This window comes from Skermanella mucosa (assembly GCF_016765655.2).
GTDB classification, from domain to species: Bacteria; Pseudomonadota; Alphaproteobacteria; order Azospirillales; family Azospirillaceae; genus Skermanella; species Skermanella mucosa.
Map to the genome: position 1 here is coordinate 206,820 of NZ_CP086106.1, position 20,379 is coordinate 227,198.

Consider the following 20,379-nt stretch of genomic DNA (forward strand, 5'->3'; position numbering starts at 1 on the left):
TAAACAGGGCCGGATGCCTTCAGTATGGAGGAGTTAAATGCATTACATATTCCTGCGTCTGTCTTAAAGAAGCATTCTTAGCTGCTGGCGCGTTGCGTTGCGGGCCGGAGGCCTGCAGACAGGTTGCGGGCACTGTTGGCAAGAGCAAGGTGGCTGAAGGCCTGTGGAAAGTTACCAAGATGCCGGCCGGTGCGAGGATCATACTCCTCCGCTAAGAGGCCGACATCGTTTCGCAAGTCCAGAAGCCGTTCGAACAAAGCGCGCGCATCATTGTGCCGTCCCAGGAGGGCTAGATTGTCTACGAGCCAGAAGCTGCAGGCCAAAAATGCTCCCTCCCCGGGTGGCAGGCCGTCAGCTGCTTCTCCGGTATTATAACGTAGCACTAACCCATCCACGACAAGACGTTGCTCGATCGCATTGACGGTCTGCTGGACGCGTAGATCACTTGGGGGTAGGAAGCCGACCAGAGGGATTAAAAGCAAGCTGGCATCCAGCTCCGTCGACCCATACGATTGCACGAAGCTGCTTAGATCGGAATTGAATCCGTTGCGACATACGTCTTCGTGAATTGTGCGCCGAAGTTTGCGCCAATGCTCCACAGGGCCTTTGAGGCCCAAGGTCTCCACGCCCTTGATAGCACGGTCGAGAGCAACCCAGGCCATGACTTTGGAATGGGTGAAGTGGCGGCGCCCCCCACGCACCTCCCAGATGCCCTCATCGGGCTCTTTCCAGACTGTCTCGAGATGATCAACAAGTGCGCGCTCCAGAGCCCAGCCCGCTTCGCTCCCGGGAAGCCCTGCGACTCGTGCCTGGTAAAGAGCGTCGATCACCTCTCCGAAAACGTCGAGTTGGAGTTGCCCGAACGCGGCATTGCCCACGCGGACAGGCTGCGAGCCTTCATAGCCGGGCAGCCACGGCACCTCCCACTCGTTTAGATGGCGCTCGCCGGCGACACCGTACATGATCTGTACCTGTTGGGGACTTCCTGCCGCAGCACGCAGCAGCCACTCGCGCCAAGCGCATGCTTCTTCTAAGTAGCCGGCGTCAATGAGCGACAACAGTGTAAACGTAGCATCTCGCAGCCAACAGAATCGGTAGTCCCAATTGCGGGGCCCTCTGAGTTGTTCCGGTAGAGAGGTGGTCGGCGCGGCAACTATGCCGCCCGTCGGGCGGTAGGTTAAAGCTTTGAGCGTAATGTGGGAGCGCAGAACGGCATCGCGCCACTCACCCGTGTGCTGACAGCGCGATGACCACTCTTGCCAGAATGCCTCGGTGTCCTTGAGAGCAGCAACCGGGTCAACAGGCTCCGGCAGGCGGAGGTGTGAGGGGCCGTAGGTGAGGACGAATGAGGCACTCTCTCCCGCATGAATCGTGAATTCACCAAGGGTCTTAAGATTCTCACCATGGAGTGGGACTGTCGTCCGCAGTACGACCATATCCGGGCCTGCGATGGCCCGCAAGCCAGTCCCGTCTGGCAAACGAGTGACCCACGGGATCATGGTGCCGTAGCCGAAACGAAGCACCAACTCCGTACGCATTGTAACTTGCCCACGCCTCCCGACAACGATGCGCACTAAATCGGATGCAGCACCACGTAACGGCATGAAGTCAATCAGTGTGACGGCGCCATCCGCCGTCACAAAGTCAGTCTCCAGGATCATTGTCCCATTACGGTAATGTCGACTGACACGCGGCCCCGACTCGACGGGAGCAACGATCCAGTGTCCATGCTCCGGCCCGCCGAGCAATGCAGCAAAGCACGCGCCAGAGTCAAACCGCGGCCAACACAGCCAGTCGATTGATCCGTTACGATCCACTAGGGCTACGGTCTCGCAGTCGCCGACCAGCGCATAATCCTCAATCCGAGACGGCATCTTGGGCTCCAAGGTGCAGTTAAAGAAACAGGCTCAACCGTTCTCCCGGAACCCCGGATAGAGGGCCATGCCCCCGTCGACGAATATTGTGGTTCCAACCACATAGTCCGATGCATCCGACGCTAGCCAGACCGCGGCTTTCGCAACGTCTTCCGGCTCGCCGACCCGCCCGTAAGGGATCAGCTCAAGCAGCTTGCGTTCAGCCGCAGATGTACTCCAGGCCTCCCTGTTGATTGACGTCTTGATGGCTCCCGGCGCATTGCCGTTTACCCGGATGCCATGCTCGGCTACCTCCTGGGCGAGGCTTTTCATCATTAGCATGATGCCACCCTTTGATGCCGCGTAGTTGATGTGCCCAGCCCAAAGAACAACTTCATGGACAGAGTACAAACAGATAATTTTACCCCGTGCTCGTGAGACCGACGGGGCAACTCCCTGCTTCAGGAACCGCCGGACTGCCTCGCGGGCGCACAGGAACTGGCCTGTAAGGTTCACGTTGATGACACGCTGCCACTGATCTAAGGTCATATCGCTAAAGGGCGCGTCCTGTTGAATCCCAGAGTTCGCTACCAAGATATCAATTCGGCCGAACTCACCGATGAAAGCATCGGGCATGGCTTGGACCTCGGTCTCATTCGAAACATCAGCTTCAAGTGGGATCGCTTTACTACCACTCTCTCGGATGTTCTCGACAATCCGCTGTGCTCCTTCAGGATGGGAGCGGTAATTGACACCAACTGCCGCTCCGGCGGCCCCTAAGGCATAGGCGGTAGCAGCTCCGATGCCTGAGCTGCCACCGGTTACCAGAGCCGCTTGGCCATGTAACGGATGAGGATTATCATGAACCATGATTGTATTCCTCAAATGATGTACCGGTCCCAGCTTGCATAGTGCTCGTTGCTACGTCGCCCACGCGGCAGACTCAGGCCCATAAGCGCCAACCCCAAAATGACGCTCGCTATGGCAGCTAGATTTGAGGCACCGTCAAGAAGCCAAGGCGCAACGACGAGCCACACGCCGAACAGAACGTTGATGAACCGAAGCGGGCGAGCCACCTCTGCCGTCGCAATGATCGCCACGGTGATAATCAGCGCGCCGACGATATGGTCGCTGTTGGCCATCTGGCCCGACGTTCCGAAGATAGGCCGGGTCAACATGAGAAACGCGCCAATGGCCATTGAAACGCTGAGCGTCCAGGGCAATGTGACACCGCGTATCGTATCCATCCAAATCGCACGGGGGCTTGAGAGTGTATCGGAGGTGTCCTCCTGGCCGCCGTCAACCGCGTCGCCCTGAAAGAAGGTCCGGACCAGCGGCTTGCCCCGGCAATGAGCCCAGTACAGAAACTGTCCCATCGCGATTACCTCGTCCAGGGCGAAGGGGATCATGACGAGCATTGCGGCTGCTGCGAGCAATGCGGGCGTGCTCCAAGTGCCGATCACAATCGGCTGGATGATGATGAAATAAATGCTCACTACCCCAAGCGGGATCACAAGGATGCCGAAGAAGGTCACCATCCACGGCATTGTACGCCAACGGTCGCGGGTGCCCATGACTGCCATAAGGATCTCGAGTATGTAACTCACGGCACCCAAACCCGCATCCGGGATGGGCCAAGCCTTCGAGACGGCCGAGGTAATAATCTCCTCCGTACCGTTCTTCGGGTCGAGGGGATTGCCCGCGAAGACCGGCTCCCAGGCGTAATCAACGTGCCCGAGCTGGTAAGCGGTAAGCATGCGCGAGATAAGAAGGCCAATAAGGCCCAGAGCGGCAATTGGTAGCCGCTGCGCGCCGGTCGATGGACAGTAGGTCCAGCCGGGTGGCACCACCTTCGGGTCCATCATGCCAGCCATGCTCATGCCTGGCATCATGGGTACAAGTACAGAGAAGGCGATCACGAGCGAGCCGACGAGAAGGTTGTTTTGGTATTGCGCTGCGCTCGGGCTCCAAAATAGAAGCGGAGCGAACAAGAGCCAGATTCCAATGAAGGTGACCGCCCACTGCGCGAACCAGGCTGTTCGTTTGGAAAGCGAAAGAGTGCCGAACAAGGCGATTAACAGCCCGCTGACAATGTCGCTCGCCATGAGGGCGCCCGCTCGCCATTCGACTGAGGGCAGCCCGCGCTCTTCAGTCACAGCGTGGACCGCAGCGCCTACTGTCTCGCTCGAAACCGCGTCATAGACCAGCGGACTGGCTGCGAGCCACAAGCCTAAGCCGACGTTGGCGAAATGTGCCCAACGGGTGCGCCGGGCGTCCTGCTCCATCATGGCCATGTGATCATGACCACCCATACCGGTCATTGGGTCATTTCCGGAATGGGCATCACCTTGTTCTGTGTGACCCATCGCGGCATGGTCGGCACTATCGTCGTCATGAGCCAAGGCACTGGCGGCTGCGCCGTGGTCCGTGCTTTCTTTCGGAGTTTCGCGTGCTGGCCGCTGTCCATGCCAAGCGACGAGAGCGGGATTCAGCTTGTTTGCTTTGTACCAAGCGACAGGGTCCCGCTGGAGCGCCGCCACGATCCGGGGGAGTGTATCGCGCAACCTGTGTTTCGGTTCCCAGCCAAGGAGTTCGCGCGCCCGTGAAGTGTCCAGCACATAATGGTCGTTTGCCTGCTCGACCATCCAAGGCTTGATGAAATCGTCTGAGCCGATTACCTCATCCTGAAGCCATGTACCCACTTTGGCAAGACCCTGAGGAACACGCACCGTCATCCAGTTCTCACCATGCATGGCTTCACCGATGATGTTCTGCACTTCCGCATACCCCACCGCATCTGACTCGCCGATGAGGAGCGGGAGTTCAGGCGGGAGATCGCGACGGCGCTCGACCAGGCGGGCGATAGCGTCACTCAGGTCGTCGATGTGGACGAAGGACTGACCGGCACAAAGCATCCCGGGGTAAAGGTGGGCGATGAGCCGGTGCTCATAAATCCGTGCTACCTGCTCAGCGATAAAGGGAGAGTGGCCAAGATCGTCATAGACGCCAGCGACTCGGAGCATAACCACCGGGATTTGTCCGTGCCGTTCGTGCAGCAGGCGCTCTGTGCGCACCTTCGACTCGGGGTAAGACCAGGACGGTTCGACAGGCGAACTCTCGTTGATGAGCTTGTCTGGCCGATTGGTAGGCTTATGGACCAGCATCGTGCTCGCCAAGACGAACTGCTCGACGTCAAAGTCTTGAAAGCTGTCTATCAGCCGACGTGTGCCCTGGACGGTAATCTTGTCGTAGAGCGCGTTCGGTTCGCCTGAAACATCATAGTAGGCGGCGAAGTGCAGGACGGAGGCGATATGTGTCCCAAAGCGGCGGCGAACCTCCTCTAAGGCAACTATCACCTTTTCGTCTGAGCTCAAATCAAAGTCAACGGCGTGGGCTGGCGCCGGCGGGTCAGGCGGACCGGGACGGTCAAGAGCAACAAGCGTATACTGCTCAGCCAGTCTTTTGATGACGCCGCTGCCGATGAAGCCACTTGCACCTGTTAGAACAATGACATCCTTATTCTCCGGCATTCATTATTCTCCTGCTCTTTACATTTTCAAGGTGGCAGCGGCGCGAATCACGCTTTCGAGCGGCGGATGAGTTCTACCCTCTTCTTTTGATTGTTCGCGGGAACTGGCTCCTCGGATGACCATCTGGACTTAGGATCGGCGAGTGACAACCGGTTCAGGTTAACTGCCGCTTTGCCGTGTAAATGCCTGCATGCTAATCGCGGCTGATGACCAGTCTGCACGCAGGCCGTGTCATTGGCTTTGCATCTCACTCTCCCTCACCAGCTTGAACAACGCTTCCGGGCCCTTGAGGTGTTTGAGGCACAGCTTTAGCCCGTGTTCAACATTTGATTGGCGCATCACCTGCAGTGGTGACGCACCTCATCAGGTAGTGACGCCTTCTCAAACACAGCCGCAATCCGGCAGTTTCCCCTGCCGGCTGATTTGTAACAATTCGTAACGAAGGGAGGACGGCCTCAAGGATCCCCTCGTCGCCAGGCAGTGCACTCCTGGGCTGTTCAGTTCTTACCGCGATGCGTGCAAGGATGATCTGGCAGCCTGCCAGGATCGCGCAATGAACTGAACCGCACCGGGTTTACCGGAGGCCCCATTTCTTGTGAGGTGGACCCTGGAAGCCGTCGAGTTCGCCACCCTGGAATGGGTGGACTGGTTCAATCACCGGCGCCTGCTCGAACCCACCGGCAATATCCCGCCCGCCGAGGCCGAAGCGCTCTACTATGCTCAAACCGAGGATGCCGCCAGGGCGGCGTGACTCAACCAAATCGGCCTCCGGGAATCCCGGCGCGGTTCAGTTCAGCGGTGACGCGCCGACCGGGCGCGCTCTTGATCCGGCCACTACAGCGGATTGCGTTAAATCTGGATCGCTTTGGAGCGTGGTGTGGCCCAGAAATGCCAGAGCAACGGTATGGGTGCTTCGGATTTAGCGCACGGCACTGTAGCCCTGTAGCGCAACCGAACTGAAGGAGCCCAACAACGATTACCGGCTTGACACCAAAAACCCCATACAAGCAATTACGACGTCGAAGCTTTTCGGCATGCCGGGTTCCTGAGTCCTGTTGGTCTTTTCGGGATATTGCTGCTTCTACCGAAATCATGCTTAATACAACTATGCCAGCACGATCAAGTTGTTAGCCGAACGAGAACTGGACAACTTTTGCGAGGAAAGGGTCGGTGCGGAGCTTTCATAGAAATCTCAACCGGATGCCCAGTTCTTCAGAGCAGGTGACATACATCCTGCAACGCTCACCTGTATATGCTCCAGGGGCCGAAGTCATAAAACTAGAGAGACAAGCGTACCGAATGCTTGACTTAAGTGGGATGTTTCCTTACTCAGTTAACCGATCATCAAACCACTTAGAAGCTTCTTCAAGACTGTGGAAGAGCATGTACCCATCTTCTGGCTGCAGGCGGCGATCACATGAGTAACCATAATGGATGCAGCCATCTGATCTTTCAGTCACAATTCCACGTACGGCCCCATAGGCAAAGATAAGCCAACCGCGAGCAACTAGCCGTCTGTCCCCTAAACGGATTGGTAGCAGACGAACATTCATCTTGTCCTCCAGTTTCCAACATGCGCCCCAATGTGAGTTTATATGGCAGCGGGGAAAGTGGGGTGGCAAATGCCACCCCATGAAGACCCTAGCATGCCAAACCAAACCCCACCCCACCAAAGCAAAACCGAAGAAGTTCAAACAAGAATCTTTACAACTGAGACACACTGAACCTGCCGAAGCGTGGCCTCCAGTCTCCTAAAGCAAACTGCTCACCAGCAAGGCAAAAAATATCTAAGATGTCGCGCTCGTTCAGCAGTGAACACTGATAATGTATTTCAACATCAGCTGCCCATTGGCGTACTATCGGTCTAGTTCTAATCGTTCGATTTGCGTTAACACGTACTGGAGAGCGGATGCGGTATTCAGGATTAGCCCAGAGGTCGTCTAAACTTGAAGGGCCATCGTAGATCAGTTTCGAATTGTTCGGACAAATGAGGCCGGCCAGAGCAGCACGGCCAATTCTACGAGTTCGGGCCCCGCGCACAAACATGGCCTCAATGGCTTCACCAGGGATTACCAATTTGCCGTGCTCTGCCCAAAGACTACCATACCACTCGATCTGAGCAATTCTTTCAAAATCCGCATCGGTCTTCAGCTTCTTTCGGGTGATTTCACTGAGTTTACGGCTAAGAGGATGAAGAGGATCGGCCAACACAGCCGCGCGCATAATCAAGGGCGCGACGCCGGTCATCCGGATATGCAGCAACGAGTAGGTCATGAAGGGCCTCCTCTTCGATCGAAGGAAATGTCCTATTTACCAGATGGCGAACTTCCTGCACGTACACCGGGCTTTTTGCATAGCGCCAGCGTCGTTCGCGGTCAGTAACGGCGAAATGGCATTCCGTACAAAGGGTCGTGAGATCCTCTGGTTGTTCGTGACCGAGTCGCTCGTAGGTTCGGTGATGGACCGTCAGAACCACCTCTGGGGGTGCTCTGTTGCACAAGCGGCAGCGATGATCAGACCGTCGCAGCTCCTCCAGACGCGCTGGGTTCCTGCGCCACAGGCTGCTCCGAATATACTGCTGATACGTATGGTTCATCATATCAGACCTTTTTGGCTTTAACTGCCTGACGGCGGCGCCGTGGTGCCTCCGCGCCAATTCCTCCTCCGTTTGTAGACTATAGTCCGTAGACTTCCTGTCTGCAACACGCTTGCGTCCGGTATGGACATACGTTTGTTGGTAGGACAAAATTTACGTCGGCTGCGCCAAGCTAGAGGGTGGTCACAGGAGGATCTTGCTCTCACCGCCGGCGTGGACCGGACTTATGTCAGTGGCGTAGAACGTGGAGTGCGCAATCCAACGGTAATGGTGCTCTGCCAGTTCGGTGCTGCGCTTGGCGTTGAAGCTGCTGTTTTGATCCTCGAAGAAGGTCGGTGTATTGTTGACAGGAAACAGTAATTGTTTCAGCGGGGTAGAAAAAGGTTCATTATCATTGTGTCGCCGTTCGACCAGCCCGTCCGACAACAGAGGCTCAGTGATCAAGAGCGATGCAGCTGCGGAAGGACTGGTTCCTTTTATATGCTCGTCCAATCGCCCGTTTGCACCAACCTGCACCGGGAATGCGGAAGAGCCAAGCTTTTATCCGCCCTTCATATAGAAACCGGCATTACAATGCATGCCTCTTCAGCCGCCCGTCGATCCGGGGTTCGGACACGCCGCAGTGAGAGCAGCAATGGTATGGATTCTCGCCGCCGGTCGGCTCCGTGGGGTAATCGTGATAGTACCTTTCCTCAACCGTTGCCGTCTTCCTTCTCATTCGTCAGATCCGGGCTGCGCTCGATCCACTCCAGTCGCACGTCCATCCGGCCCCCGGCGCTCACGATCTAGCCTAGCTGCACGTCCACCGGCTCCCCGATCGCCTTCGAGGCGCTGGAGCGGATCGGCGCCTTTTACGATATCGAGCGCGAGATTACCGGGCGACCGGCGGAGGAGCGCCGCCGAATGCGGCAAGAGCGGAGACGAGGTCTCGTCGAAGCCTTCCAGACATGGTGCGAGGACCGGCTCCGGTGCATTCCCGGCAAAGGCGGCCTGTCAACCGCAATGTGCTACTTCCTCAAGCGCGTCGAGGCATTCTCCCTGTTCATCGAGGACGGGCGCGTGGCGATCGGGCCCTTGGGCAACGCGAAGCGGTACAACAACCCGGCCGAGCGGGCGGTCCGGCCGATCTCGACGAATTGTTCATTATGACCCCTTCTTCAAGTGTCTGGAAGCATTGAGATCTGATTATGGTACTAGCTGCGCGGCAATGCTCGACCGCATCGGCGACCATCTGGTCACCCGCCTGCACGAACTCCTGCCCTGGAACTGGGCCTCCAGCGAGGCGCTCCGGAAACAAGCCGCCTGAAATGGCCGCGATCAGCTCCGTCTTCACCATCGCCCGCGTCGATCTCCCGCACACCACGCCCCTGGGCACGCAGCAGCGCGATTTCCTCCCGCTCCGCAAACTGCAAGTACCGTCCCGACGGCGGCTTCTCCGATGATGAGAACCTCGCTGGTGGCATGCCGCCTGCCTCTCGGAACCACCGTGTCCCCACCGCGGGCGACACTTTGGCAAGAGATGCCGCATCCTCGCTCGTTTGTCCCGTCGCAATCGCCGCCCAGAATTGCCGGGGCTCCTCACGTTGCGCTACGAGGGGGGCCGGCCAGGTGACCGCAGGGGAGCCCGCCCAGATCGATCCGATCGCCGCTTCTGCTTCTTCATCGCAACCTCCTGCGTCAGGCTGTTGCGACGACCGCTTAAATCTGCCGTCCTGTTCGAGGCCGCTCGGGTGTCCCTGACCGTCATGGTCATGATCGGCATGATCATGCCCTTGATCCGTCCCATTCCGGGAGTTCTGGATCGGTGTTCATAATTCCGTGTTCATCCGTGCTCTCTCAGCGCGCTCGTGGCGCATCGTCGGAAGCGTTCACCTCAAAGCCGCCCTTAGTGTTCTGTGAATTCAGGGTGGAAGCGTCCCGTGCTCGCCCAAGCGCGTCCAGGACGGTCTCTGTTGACAGGAGTTCCGGCAGGATGATCCCGCTCGGCGCGCCGGGGCCGTAGACGGCGTTGAACGGGATGCCGTAGCGATCGTTCCGGGCCAGGTAGTCCGAGATCCGCGGGTCGGGACGCGTCCAGTCGGCCCGCATGGGGACCACGCCCGGTGCCGCCAGCGCGTCCGCGACCTTGCCCCGGTCGATGACCAGCGACTTGTTCGCCTGGCAGGTGATGCACCAGTCAGCCGTCACATCCACGAACACCGTCCTCCCCTGCGCGACCAGCCGGCCGATCTCGACCTGGTCGAACGGCGCCCATGCCGCCGCCGTCCCGGTCGTTTCCGCGGGTTCGCTCAGCAACGCCGGGGACGCCACCGCGGCGGACAGCGACACCGCCACCAGCCCCAGCGTCGCCGGGAAGCCGAGGCGGTTCCGGAGGATCAGTGCCGCGCCGAGCACGGCCAGGGTGCCCGCGATGACGAAGGCGGCTTGCCAGGAGGTCTGGGCCGCCAGCACCGCCAGCAACCATGCCGCGGTCCCGAGGAGTGCTACGGCCAACACCCGGCGAAGCATGGCCATCCACCGGCCGGGCCGGGGCATGAGGCTGACCAGCCGTGGAAAGGCTGCAACCAGCAGGTAGGGCGATGCCAGGCCGACGCCCAGTGCGGCGAAGATGGTCAGGATCTCGACCGGACCGCGCGCCAGCGCGAAGCCAACGGCCGTGCCGACGAACGGGGCCGAACACGGCGTCGCCAGCAGGGTCGCGAAGGCCCCGGTTGCGAAGTCGCCGGCATGTCCGCTCCCGCCCGCGCGCCCCAGGACCGTGGCGAGACGGGACGGCAGGGGAATGTCGAGACCACCCGCAAGACTGGCGGAGAAGGCGACCAGCACGGCGGCCATGGCCACCAGGAACAGCGGCTGCTGGAACTGCACGCCCCAACCGACGGCGGATCCCGCGAGTTTCAGGCCGATGAGCATGCCCGCCAGCAGGAGCATGGAGGTCATGACCCCCGCGGCCGTCGTCAGGAAGCCCAGCCGCACGCGACGACGCCCGGTGTCGCGCCGGTCGATCACCGACAGCAGCTTCAGACTGAGCACCGGCAGCACGCATGGCATCAGGTTCAGTACAAGCCCGCCGAGCAGCGCCAGGAGAAGGATTGGGGTCAGGTCACCGATACCCGTGCCGCCGGTCTTTGATGCGGCGACCGTGACCCGGGCTTCTGCGGCCCTTGGGCCGTCCGTCACGGTGACCACAAACGTCCTGCCAGGCATGGTCACCAGATCCGGACCGGACGTGACCGGCAGTCTGGCCGTGGCCCCGCGGCCATCCGGTGCGAATGAGATCTCCGGCTTGCCGAACGTCCAGTCACCGCCCTCGACCAGCACGTCGGGTTCGACCATCGGCCTGCTGGAGGCGATGCGAACCGCCAGGGCCCCCGGCTTGCCGGTCTCGACCGAAGCTGCCTCGACCTCCAGGCCTGAGCGTACGCCGTCGTCGGGCACCTGCGCTTCGAAGCGGGCGACCAGGTTGGCGGCTTCGGCGTCGGCCGCAGCCGGCCCGGATGGCAGGTCGAGTGCGATCTCCAGGGAGACCGGGATGCAGACGGTGCTGCACACCAGCACGTCTGCTCGGCCGCGCAGGACTACCGGCTCACCCTGACGTTCGACCCGGATGTCGAGCGGGAAGACGACCTCACGGTCATAACCGAAGGTTTCCAGTCCGAACAGGGTGAAGCGGTGCGGCGCGGGCCATCGCCAGTCCACCCCGGCGACGTTCGCGGAGGCCGACCAGTCCACCGTCGGTGGCGCGCCGGCATCGCCGGGCGAACGCCAATAGGTTTTCCAGCCGTCCGCGAGCATCAGGTGCAGGCCCACCGGAATGGTTTCCCGATCGCCGACAGCCTCCACGGGCGAGACTAGCCGGGCCTGCAGGGTGTCGTGGCTCGACCACTCACCGATCGTGGCGGCGGCAGGACTGCCGAACCACGCAGCTGCCGTGGCGAGCACTGCCGCGACGCTCCGGATGCCCAGGCCCGCCGTCATCCTGTTTCTCATCACACTGCCTCTCGATGTCCCGCGCCTCAGCCTAAGCACGCGAAATCCTCTCGCCGGCGGCGACTCAGGGCTTCGGCAGCAACGGTTCGACAGCCTTCTTGAACTCATCAATCGGGAGCACGCCCTTGTAGGTCTTGCCATCGATCACGAAGGAGGGGGTCGATTCTACCCCGTGCTTCTGCTCGCCCTCGAGGCGGGACTGGACGATGGAGTCCTGAAGCGCCTTGTCGGCCCGGCAGGCATCGTAGGCAGGGCGTGACAGGCCGGCCAGTGCGCCGATACGCGCCAGAGCCTCGACCGGGTCCTTCCCGTGGGACCAGTCCTCCTGTTTCGAGAACAGGACCGAGAGGACCGGGAAGTAACGCTCGGGTGCTACGCACCGTGCCAGGATCGCCGCTTCCAGGGCTATGCGGTCCAGGGGGAAGTCGCGGTAGACGAGGCGGACCTTACCGGTGTCGATCAGCTCCTTCTTCACCTGCGCCAGGACCTCGTTGTGGAAAGTCGCGCAATGATGGCAGGTCAGCGAGGCATACTCGATCACCTCGACCGGAGCATCCGGGCTCCCCAATGCGCGGGGGGCTGTGGCGGTCTGCGGGACAGTCGGCGTTTGGGCGATGGCGGCACCGGAGAACAGGCACGAGGCCGCCAGGACGGCGGCGCGAAGGGTTCGGTTCAGGGGCATCGGGTAACTCCAAGGGGGCTGGTTGGTTTATCGGGATCTGGTGACGGGGTTTGGCCCGTCTTCCGGCTCATGAGTCCTCAAGCAGGAGGCGGAGTTTGCCGGCGGCGACCTCCGGCTTCTCGTGGATATCGAGGGTCGAGCGCGGACGGCCCTCATCGTCCAGCAGCAGCATCGTCGCCGTGTGGTCCATGGTATAGCCCCCGTCGTCCTGGGGAACCTTGCGCGAATAGGCGCCCAGGCTCTTGAGGGCGGCAGCGACCTGATCCGGGGCGCCGGTCACGCCGATAATGCGCGGATCGAACAGGTCGGTATACTCGGCCATGACGTCGGCCGTGTCGCGCTCCGGATCGACCGTCACGAACAAGGGTCGTACGGCTTCAGCCTGCGGGCCGAGTGCCTGGAGCGTGCTCGCCACGTAGGACAGCGAGGTCGGGCAGACGTCGGGACAGTGGGTGAAACCGAACACCACCAGCGTTGGCTTGGCCCGCAGGTCATCGGGCGTGAAGGCGCTGCCCGTCTCGTCCAGGAGCCGCCAGTCAGCTCCCTCGGCCATCGGACGACCAGGTTCGACCAGACCCTCGCGCAATGGTACGTCGCGCGATACCAGCCAGGTCAGCAAGGCGGCCGAGATAACGACCATGCCGACGAGCGCCCACAGGAAGAAGCGGAGATTCCTCAGATTGGCCATGGCATCCTCACTCCGGTCCCATGGCGCCGGGCTTGCCGACCTTGACCGGGACCTCGACCTGCCCGGCCTTCTCGAAGGTGATGGTCAGCGGGAACTGCTGGCCGACCTTCAGGCCACCTTTGAGGTCCATCAGCATGATGTGCGTCCCGCCGGGCCTCATCTCCAGCGCCCCACCAGGCGGGACGCTGAGCGGACCAGCCTCACTCATGCGCGAGACATCGCCTTCCTGTCTTGTCTGGTGGGCCACGGCATGGCCCGCAACTGGCGTTTCCATGGACAGGATACTGTCGGGCTCAGAGCCGGTGTTCCTGACCGCCAGATAGGTGGCGCCGGTTTTGGCGGACGGTGTGGTGGCGCGCGCCCAAGCCTGCTCGACAACCAAATCACCTGCGGTTACCTCGGCGGCGTGCGCCACCGAGGTGATAATGGTGACGGAAACGGCAATGGCTGAGAGAAATGATTTCACCTTATCCATTCTCCTGGATTGAGCTGGCACTGGCAGCCGGGCGAACGCACTCTGTGCGGCTGGCTGGATGGCGCGTTTGAAACCTTGGGCACACTCTCCGGCGTTTTCGTCTGTCAATTCGATCAGGGATCGGCAGCTCGCAGCGAGCCTGGATCGGTTCGGCTGTCATGCTTCGTTCCTTTTATCCTCTATGGCCCCATTTAGCGGCAGCGCGTTGACCTTCTTGTCGGCGGCACGATCGGCAGCCCACGAATGCAGCAGCATTGCCGCGACGCCGCAGAAGATGGCTGCGTCGGCTAGGTTGAAGGCGGGCCAGTGCCAGCCGAGCGCATGGAAATCCAGAAAATCGGTCACCGCTCCCTGACGCACCCGGTCGATCACGTTGCCGATGGCGCCGCCAATGACGCCGCCGATGGCCGCGGCCTCGATCCGGCCGTCGGCACGCCGGGCCCACACGATGAGAGCGGCCACTATGCCCAGGGTGAGGCCGACCAGCAGCCAGCGGCCGAGCGCCTCGTCGCTGCTGAGCATCCCGAAGCTGACCCCGCGGTTGAAGCCAAGTGTCAGGTTGAAGAACGGGGTCACCTCGACGAGACGCGGAGGATCCATGACATGCTCAAGGATCACCCACTTGGATGCCTGATCGGCGGCCGCCGCAAGGAGGGCAACCGCCAGCGCCAGCCAGAGACCAGTTCTCCGGCTTGTGGCGTTTTCAGAGTTCGTCATAGCGCCTTTCTTCACTTCGCCCGGCGGAGCAGCCGCAGGGCGTTGAGGGTGACCAACACGGTGGCCCCGGTGTCGGCCAGGATGGCGAGCCAGAGGTCAGTGACACCGAGCAGGGTGGTGACGAGGAACACGGCCTTGAGGCCGAGGGCGACCGCCACGTTCTGGTGGATGTTCGTCATCGTCGCGCGGGACAGCGCGATGAGGTCGGCAACACCCTCGACCCGGTTGCCCAGCAGGGCGGCGTCCGCGGTCTCCAGAGCGACGTCGGTCCCGCCACCCATGGCGATGCCGACATCGGCCGCCGCCAGCGCCGGGCCGTCGTTGATGCCGTCGCCCACCATGGCGACCGGTGCCCCGACCTTCAGGGCCGCGATCTCGCTCAGCTTGTTCTCGGGCAGAAGGTCCGCCTTGACCTCGATGCCGAGCTTCCGTCCGATGGCCTGCCCGGTTCGGCCATTGTCGCCGGTCAGCATGACGCTGCGGACGCCGAGCTCCCGGAGTGCCGCAATGCCCCGCAAAGCGTCAGGCCGCGGTTCGTCGCGCAGTGCGATCAGGCCCACCGGCTGTGCGTCGGCCAGGACCACGACGACGGTCTTGCCCTCGTCCTCCAGGGCGGCGATGCGGTCGGCAGGGATGCTCTCCGGGCCGCAGCGTTCCAGCGCGTGGCGCGGCGAGCCGACCTCGACGAGTTTCCCGCCGACCACGGCCTGCGCCGCTCTTCCTGGAAGAGCCTTCTGCCCGCGTGCCGGTCGGAGCGGTATGCCGTCGCCCGCTGCCCGGTCCAGGATGGCCCGCGCGATCGGGTGGCTGGAGCCGTTCTCCACGGCGGCCGCCATCCCGAGCAGGGAGCGTTCGTTCCCCGTCAGCGACACCAGGTCGGTCACCTGCGGCCGTCCCTGTGTCAGCGTTCCGGTCTTGTCGAAAGCGATGGCGCGGACCCGGCCGATCGTCTCCAGGGCACCACCGCCCTTGATGAGCAGGCCGCGCCGCGCGCCGGCGGCGATGCCGGAGGTGATGGCCGCCGGCGTGGAGAGGACCAGGGCGCACGGACAGCCGATCAGCAGCAGCGCCAGGCCGCGATAGATCCAGGTGTGCCAGTCCGCCCCGAAGGCGAGCGGCGGGACCAGCACGGTCAGGACCGCGACCAGGATGACGAAGGGCGTGTACCGCGCGCTGAACCGCTCGATGAAACGCGCCGTCGGCGACTTGGACGCCTGCGCTTCCTCGACGAGGTGGATGATGCGGGCGATGGTGTTGTCAGCTGCCGCCCGCATCACCCGGACCTGCAGTGCGCCGGTTGCGTTGATGCCGCCCGCGATGACCGCTGAGCCGACCTGCTTGGGAACGGGAACCGACTCCCCTGTCACCGGGGACTCGTCCACGTCGGACTCGCCATCGACGACCTTGCCGTCGGCCGGGACGCGATCACCGGGCCGGACGAGCACCACTTGGCCGATCTCCAGGCGCGACGCCGGAACCTCGCGGGCGATCTCCCCGTCGATCACGAGAGCGGTTCGTGGCACGAGTGCCGCCAGCGCCTCGATGCCGGACCGGGCCGAGCCCGCCGCAACACCCTCCAGGAGCTCGCCGACGGCGAACAGCAGGACGACGATCGATGCCTCGGCCGTCTCGCCGATAATGAGTGCTCCCGCGGTGGCGATCGACATCAGCATCTCGATGCTGAAAGGCGAGCCGACGCGGGCCAGGGCCAGTGCTCGGCGTCCGAACACGGCCAAGCCCACAAGAGCGGCGGGGACGAGAGCGTAGTCCTCCAGGGCAGGGGCGAACCAAGAAACCAGAAAGCCTACGGCGACGAAAAGCCCGATCAAGCCGGTCAGACGGGCCTTGGGCGTCATCCACCACGGCTGCTTCGCGGGAGCGGCGACGTCTGTCTCGCCTTCGACCAACACCGGGATGCGGTCCATGTCTTCGACGCCGAACCCGAGACCCCGGATCGTGCCCTCCAGCTGCTCACGGGGGGTCGCGGCCTCGTCAAGCTTCAACCTCAAGACCTGGGAGTGATAGCTCAGGCTGACGTCTTCGACGCCCGGGAGGCGGCCGACGGCCGTCTCGATTTTGGTCGCGCAGCTCGGGCAGTCCATGTGCGCAACCTTGTAGCGGAGAGTGCTTTTGCCCTCGGCCGCTAATTGCCCGATGTGTGCCTCGTCCAGCATGGTACTCCCCGTGAACATCGGAGGGCGGATGCCGCCGCCGTCTGAGTGTGCTAAACATGGACCCTGTAGCAGCTACAGGGTCAAGGGGCCATGTCGGAGAAAATCACGTCGGTCGATCACACCATCGGCGCGCTGGGCAAGCTGACCGGCGTGAACATCGAGACCATCCGCTACTACGAGCGGATCGGCCTGCTGCCCGAACCGGCGCGCAACTTAGGCAACTACCGCGTCTACGGGGAAACGCACGTCCGGCGGCTGACGTTTATCCGCAAAGCGCGCGGCCTCGGGTTCCCGATCGAAGCGGTGCGCCGAATGCTGGCCCTGTCGGACCAGCCGGACCGGCCCTGCGGCGAGGTGGACGCCCTGGTCGTCGAGCAGATGCGCGAGGTTGAGCGTAAGATCGCGGACCTGGAGCGGCTCCGGGCGGAACTCGACAGGCTCGCCCACCAGTGCCGCGGCGGGCTGGTTTCGGACTGCCGCATCATCGAGGCGTTGACACCGTGAGGCATGGAGGGTCGTGGATCGGAAATACTGCGATATATCCGGTCTTATGTAGCTGCCGCCACCAAGAGCGGCTTGCAAAGTACCCCCGACATGAGGAGCATAACCCCATCTTTTCAAGAGGATACGGGTTATGGCCGAACCGCATGTCGTTGCCGCTTTGAAGGACAAGCGGGCCGAGTTGTCCGGCAGCATCGCCGATCTGGAAAAGCGGATCGGCCAGCACCGGGCCGATTTGTTGCATGTTGACGCGGTCTTGCGGCTGTTCGCGCCCGAGTTCGAGCCGGCAACGATCCCTCCAAGGGCGGTGCGCCGGCCCAACAGCTGGTTCAAGCCGGGCGAACTGGCCCGGTTGCTCCTCGAGGTGTTGCGAACGGCGCCGGCGGCGTTGTCAGTTCGCGAGATCACCGTGCAGATCATAGAGCGCCGGGGGCTCGATCCCCAGGACGGCCGAACGGCGGAGCTGCTGCGCAAGCTGGTCAGCAATGCCCTGAACCGGCAGGCCGCCGATCTGGTGGAGCGGATCCAGGACGGTGTCCTGGTCAGTTGGCAGGTGCGCGAGTGATCAGGCGGCGGGGCGGCTGCGTTGCCAATAGCCGCAGAAATCGACAGACGGACCGGTGCGGGTGACCAGCACGAGGACGGTGCGCACTTGCAGGCCGTTGCTGTCGCGCCGGTGATCTTCCTTCCAGGAAGCCTCCCGCGCGTACCGAACCAGATAGACACCGGAGATGCGATGGTGATGCCCCATCTCGCCCCGGCGAAGTCTTGCGAAATAAGCCTCCGCCTGGTTGGTGCAGGCCTCGTCGTTGGCGTACTCGACCGAGTGGTTGATCCGCCGGGTGTCGAACCGGGCATGCAGGGCGTTCCAGGCCGAAGACTCGTCGGCGTGCACCGTCGAGGCGCGATCGACCCTGGCCTTGATGAAGCTGGCGGCGGCATCCTCGCTGGCGAACACAGCGGGCAAGGTGCCGCCCAGGCTGGTGCCGGACAGCGCGCGTTCCCGGATCACCACGACGACCTGGCGCCGGCCGCTCCGGTTCTCCGCCAGACGCCGGTCTATGCGATCGTCCTTGCGGTTCGCGGGCCGGACGTGGCCGCCGACGTAGCAGCCGTCGATCTCGACGTGCCGCCCGGCGCCACCAAGCCGCAGGTCCTTGACCTCCGAGGCCATCGCTTCGCGGATCTTGTGGGCCAGCACGAAGGCTGTCTTGTATTGGACGTCGAGGTCGCGCGACAGCGCGAGTGCTGCCTTGCCCTTGACCTCGTCGCAGAAGATCACGACCGCCGCCAGGTAATCGCGGATCTCCAGCTTGTGGAAGGCGAACAGGGTGCCCGACGTCGGGCTGAAGTCGCGCCGGCAGGCCGAGCAGCGGAACCGCGGCGCCCCATTGGGCCGCGGACAGGACCAGCAGGTCGGACAGCCGCAGTGCGGGCACACCGGCGCCCCCTCGGTCTCCGGCCAGCGGATCGTGCAGAACAGCGTCCAGGCCTCATCCTCCTCCATCCGCAGGATCTGCTTCAGGCTGACGGTCCGGGCGGCGGCGCTCAGGAGAAAGTGCTGCGACATGGGCAATCTCCGGCTTCGGCGATCCCCAGAGTCTACAGCGATCATGCCGCTGCGGAAGCACTATGTTCACTATATGTTCTTTTTTGTCAGTGACTTATCCGAAAGCCGCGACGATAGGGCACAATACTTCGTATTCCATCCTGCTCTGGTGGCGGCTGATACATAAGACCGGATATATCTGCCGCTAAACCATGCATCGCCTTTTGATCGATGGTAGCTGAGGTGGACCCCGGAAATGGGGTCCACCTCAGTCCGGGCGGCGCAGACCGCGACTTGAACGAGAGTCGTTTTGAGGTGAATGTTGCCCTTGCGGGCGGCCGTGCTCTTCTTCTTTCCGGCGCTCTCGTGATTGCCAGGGCAGACCCCGGCCCACGCGGCCAAGCGCTTGGCGTTGCCGAACACGGTCATGTCAATACCGATCTCCGCGTTGATCGCCACGGCGATCCGGCCGTCAACACCGAGGATCTGCCGGAGCAGATGCCGCTGCGCCGCGTAGGGCTGGGCCTTCTCCTGGATGCGCTCGTCAAGGGTACGCAGATCCGCCTTGATCGCCTCGACCCGCCGGAGGTGGAAGGCCAGCAGGTAGCGGTGATGCTCGGTCGGCCGTCCAGCGCCAGGGCCAGCGGCTCCAGCTTGCGGCACAAACTCCGCTCCGCCAGGTCCGCCATCTCCTGCGGCGTGGCGGTGTTCTCGATCAGCGCCTTCAGCATCGCCCGACCGGACACGCCGAACACCTTGCTGACCACGCTGGCCAACTTGATGTTGGCGCTCTCGAGCAGCTTGAGCGTGCGGTTCTGCTCGGTCGCCAGCGCCTCGGCCAAGGAGCGCCGTAGCCGGACAAGGTCACGCAGGTCGCGGATGGGCGGTGGTGGCACGAAGCTCGGCTTGACCAGGCCGTGGCGCACCAGGTCGGCGATCCACTCGGCGTCCTTCACGTCGGTCTTGCGCCCCGGCACATTCTTAATGTGATGGGCATTGGCGACAATCAGCTCGAAGTGGCCTTCCAGGATGGTATGGACCGGTTTCCAGTAAATCCCGGTGCTCTCCATGCCGATATGCGTGACGCCCAGTTCCTTGAGCCAGCCCCGCATCGCCTCCAGGTCCCGGGTCAGGGTCGAGAAGGTTCGGATCTCCTTGCGCGGCTTGCGGTCGGCCTCGCCGATCAGCACACAGGCGACCACCGTCGCCTGATGGACGTCGAGACCGGCACAGCGTTCGATGATTGCTTCCATCATCGCCTCCGTGAAGCTGTTGCCATGGCGATCGCTGCACCGCAAGTCAAAGACAGAAGCTGTCCCCCGTGCTGGCCCGAACCGGGTCGCGACTCTCGGTGATGCCTGGATGCGGTACCGGTCAATCTCCTATGCGGGATGGATCACCTATCAGAATCCAACCTCCCTGCAATCGCCGTCTGATAGATCGACACCTTCGGCGATCATCTCCAGCGGCTTCACCATTTTTTCGTGAACCGGTGGTGCGCGCCCGCGCGCAGGGGATCTCCTATCTAGCTTCTTTATGCCTGCGTATCAGTTGGCCTGTGTCAGCTTGGCGGTTGGGCAACCGTATTAGACGGATCAACGAGTGCCACGCCGATCGTTAGCCG

At 62.3% G+C, this 20,379-nt stretch carries 17 protein-coding genes and 2 pseudogenes; 5 read left to right on the forward strand and 14 right to left on the reverse strand.

What is annotated here, in order from left to right; all coding sequences use genetic code 11:
- Positions 1–77 precede the first annotated feature (77 nt).
- From JL100_RS00940 to JL100_RS00950, 3 genes are read right to left on the reverse strand one after another with little or no spacing between them, the layout of a single operon-like run.
- Positions 78–1,874 (reverse strand): glycoside hydrolase family 15 protein, encoded by a 1,797-nt coding sequence (locus tag JL100_RS00940; protein ID WP_202685465.1) that lies wholly within the window; start codon positions 1,872–1,874, stop codon positions 78–80.
- A 33-nt stretch (positions 1,875–1,907) separates the two neighbouring features.
- Positions 1,908–2,723: an SDR family oxidoreductase gene (locus JL100_RS00945; protein ID WP_202685466.1), complete on the reverse strand. Its 816-nt coding sequence runs from the start codon at positions 2,721–2,723 to the stop codon at positions 1,908–1,910.
- A gap of 11 nt (positions 2,724–2,734) precedes the next feature.
- The gene (locus JL100_RS00950; RefSeq protein ID WP_202685467.1) at positions 2,735–5,383 is read right to left on the reverse strand and encodes an SPW repeat domain-containing protein; all 2,649 of its coding nucleotides are present in this window, start codon (positions 5,381–5,383) and stop codon (positions 2,735–2,737) included.
- Positions 5,384–5,945: 562 nt separating this feature from the next.
- Between JL100_RS00950 and JL100_RS00955 the strand changes: the two are divergent.
- A pseudogene (locus JL100_RS00955) lies at positions 5,946–6,134 on the forward strand (IS3 family transposase); the annotation flags it as partial.
- Positions 6,135–7,087: 953 nt separating this feature from the next.
- Here the strand turns inward: JL100_RS00955 and JL100_RS00960 are convergent.
- The gene (locus JL100_RS00960; protein ID WP_202685468.1) at positions 7,088–7,657 is read right to left on the reverse strand and encodes a hypothetical protein; all 570 of its coding nucleotides are present in this window, start codon (positions 7,655–7,657) and stop codon (positions 7,088–7,090) included.
- A 445-nt stretch (positions 7,658–8,102) separates the two neighbouring features.
- Between JL100_RS00960 and JL100_RS00965 the strand changes: the two genes are divergently transcribed.
- Positions 8,103–8,339 carry a helix-turn-helix domain-containing protein gene (locus JL100_RS00965; protein WP_202685469.1) on the forward strand — a complete coding sequence of 79 codons (237 nt, stop codon included), beginning with the start codon at positions 8,103–8,105 and terminating at the stop codon, positions 8,337–8,339.
- A gap of 498 nt (positions 8,340–8,837) precedes the next feature.
- Positions 8,838–9,128, forward strand: a complete 291-nt coding sequence (locus JL100_RS00970) for an IS66 family transposase (RefSeq protein ID WP_407697038.1) — start codon at positions 8,838–8,840, stop codon at positions 9,126–9,128.
- 197 nt (positions 9,129–9,325) lie between these two features.
- Here JL100_RS00970 and JL100_RS00975 read toward each other — a convergent pair.
- The 7 genes and pseudogenes from JL100_RS00975 to JL100_RS01005 all read right to left on the reverse strand — a co-directional run.
- Positions 9,326–9,642: pseudogene (locus tag JL100_RS00975) on the reverse strand (helix-turn-helix domain-containing protein); the annotation flags it as partial.
- A gap of 173 nt (positions 9,643–9,815) precedes the next feature.
- A complete protein-coding gene (locus tag JL100_RS00980; RefSeq protein WP_202685470.1) occupies positions 9,816–11,969 on the reverse strand; it encodes a protein-disulfide reductase DsbD family protein in 2,154 nt (717 codons plus the stop codon).
- Positions 11,970–12,033: 64 nt separating this feature from the next.
- Complete coding sequence (locus JL100_RS00985; protein WP_202685471.1) at positions 12,034–12,651, reverse strand: DsbA family protein; 618 nt, start codon at positions 12,649–12,651, stop codon at positions 12,034–12,036.
- Positions 12,652–12,718: 67 nt separating this feature from the next.
- Entirely contained in the window at positions 12,719–13,339 is a 621-nt protein-coding gene (locus tag JL100_RS00990; RefSeq protein ID WP_202685472.1) for an SCO family protein, read from the reverse strand.
- Between the two features lie 7 nt (positions 13,340–13,346).
- Positions 13,347–13,805 (reverse strand): copper chaperone PCu(A)C, encoded by a 459-nt coding sequence (locus JL100_RS00995; RefSeq protein WP_202685473.1) that lies wholly within the window; start codon positions 13,803–13,805, stop codon positions 13,347–13,349.
- A 165-nt stretch (positions 13,806–13,970) separates the two neighbouring features.
- A complete protein-coding gene (lspA, locus tag JL100_RS01000) occupies positions 13,971–14,531 on the reverse strand; it encodes a signal peptidase II (RefSeq protein ID WP_202685474.1) in 561 nt (186 codons plus the stop codon).
- 11 nt (positions 14,532–14,542) lie between these two features.
- Positions 14,543–16,705, reverse strand: coding sequence for a heavy metal translocating P-type ATPase (locus JL100_RS01005; protein WP_228421005.1), 2,163 nt, complete (start codon positions 16,703–16,705; stop codon positions 14,543–14,545).
- Positions 16,706–16,795: 90 nt separating this feature from the next.
- On the opposite strand from JL100_RS01005, the gene JL100_RS01010 reads away from it, so the two are divergent.
- Positions 16,796–17,209, forward strand: coding sequence for a MerR family transcriptional regulator (locus tag JL100_RS01010; RefSeq protein ID WP_202685475.1), 414 nt, complete (start codon positions 16,796–16,798; stop codon positions 17,207–17,209).
- Between the two features lie 130 nt (positions 17,210–17,339).
- On the forward strand, positions 17,340–17,771 hold the full coding sequence (locus JL100_RS01015; protein ID WP_228421006.1) for a hypothetical protein: 432 nt from the start codon (positions 17,340–17,342) through the stop codon (positions 17,769–17,771).
- Here the strand turns inward: JL100_RS01015 and JL100_RS01020 are convergent, their stop codons facing one another.
- From JL100_RS01020 to JL100_RS01025, 3 genes are all read right to left on the reverse strand, one after another.
- On the reverse strand, positions 17,772–18,776 hold the full coding sequence (locus JL100_RS01020) for an IS1595 family transposase (RefSeq protein WP_228421007.1): 1,005 nt from the start codon (positions 18,774–18,776) through the stop codon (positions 17,772–17,774).
- A 69-nt stretch (positions 18,777–18,845) separates the two neighbouring features.
- Positions 18,846–19,214 carry an IS110 family transposase gene (locus tag JL100_RS36765; RefSeq protein WP_407696936.1) on the reverse strand — a complete coding sequence of 123 codons (369 nt, stop codon included), beginning with the start codon at positions 19,212–19,214 and terminating at the stop codon, positions 18,846–18,848.
- Entirely contained in the window at positions 19,181–20,008 is an 828-nt protein-coding gene (locus JL100_RS01025; RefSeq protein WP_228421008.1) for an IS110 family RNA-guided transposase, read from the reverse strand. Before JL100_RS01025 ends, JL100_RS36765 begins: the two co-directional genes overlap by 34 nt.
- Positions 20,009–20,379: the final 371 nt, after the last annotated feature.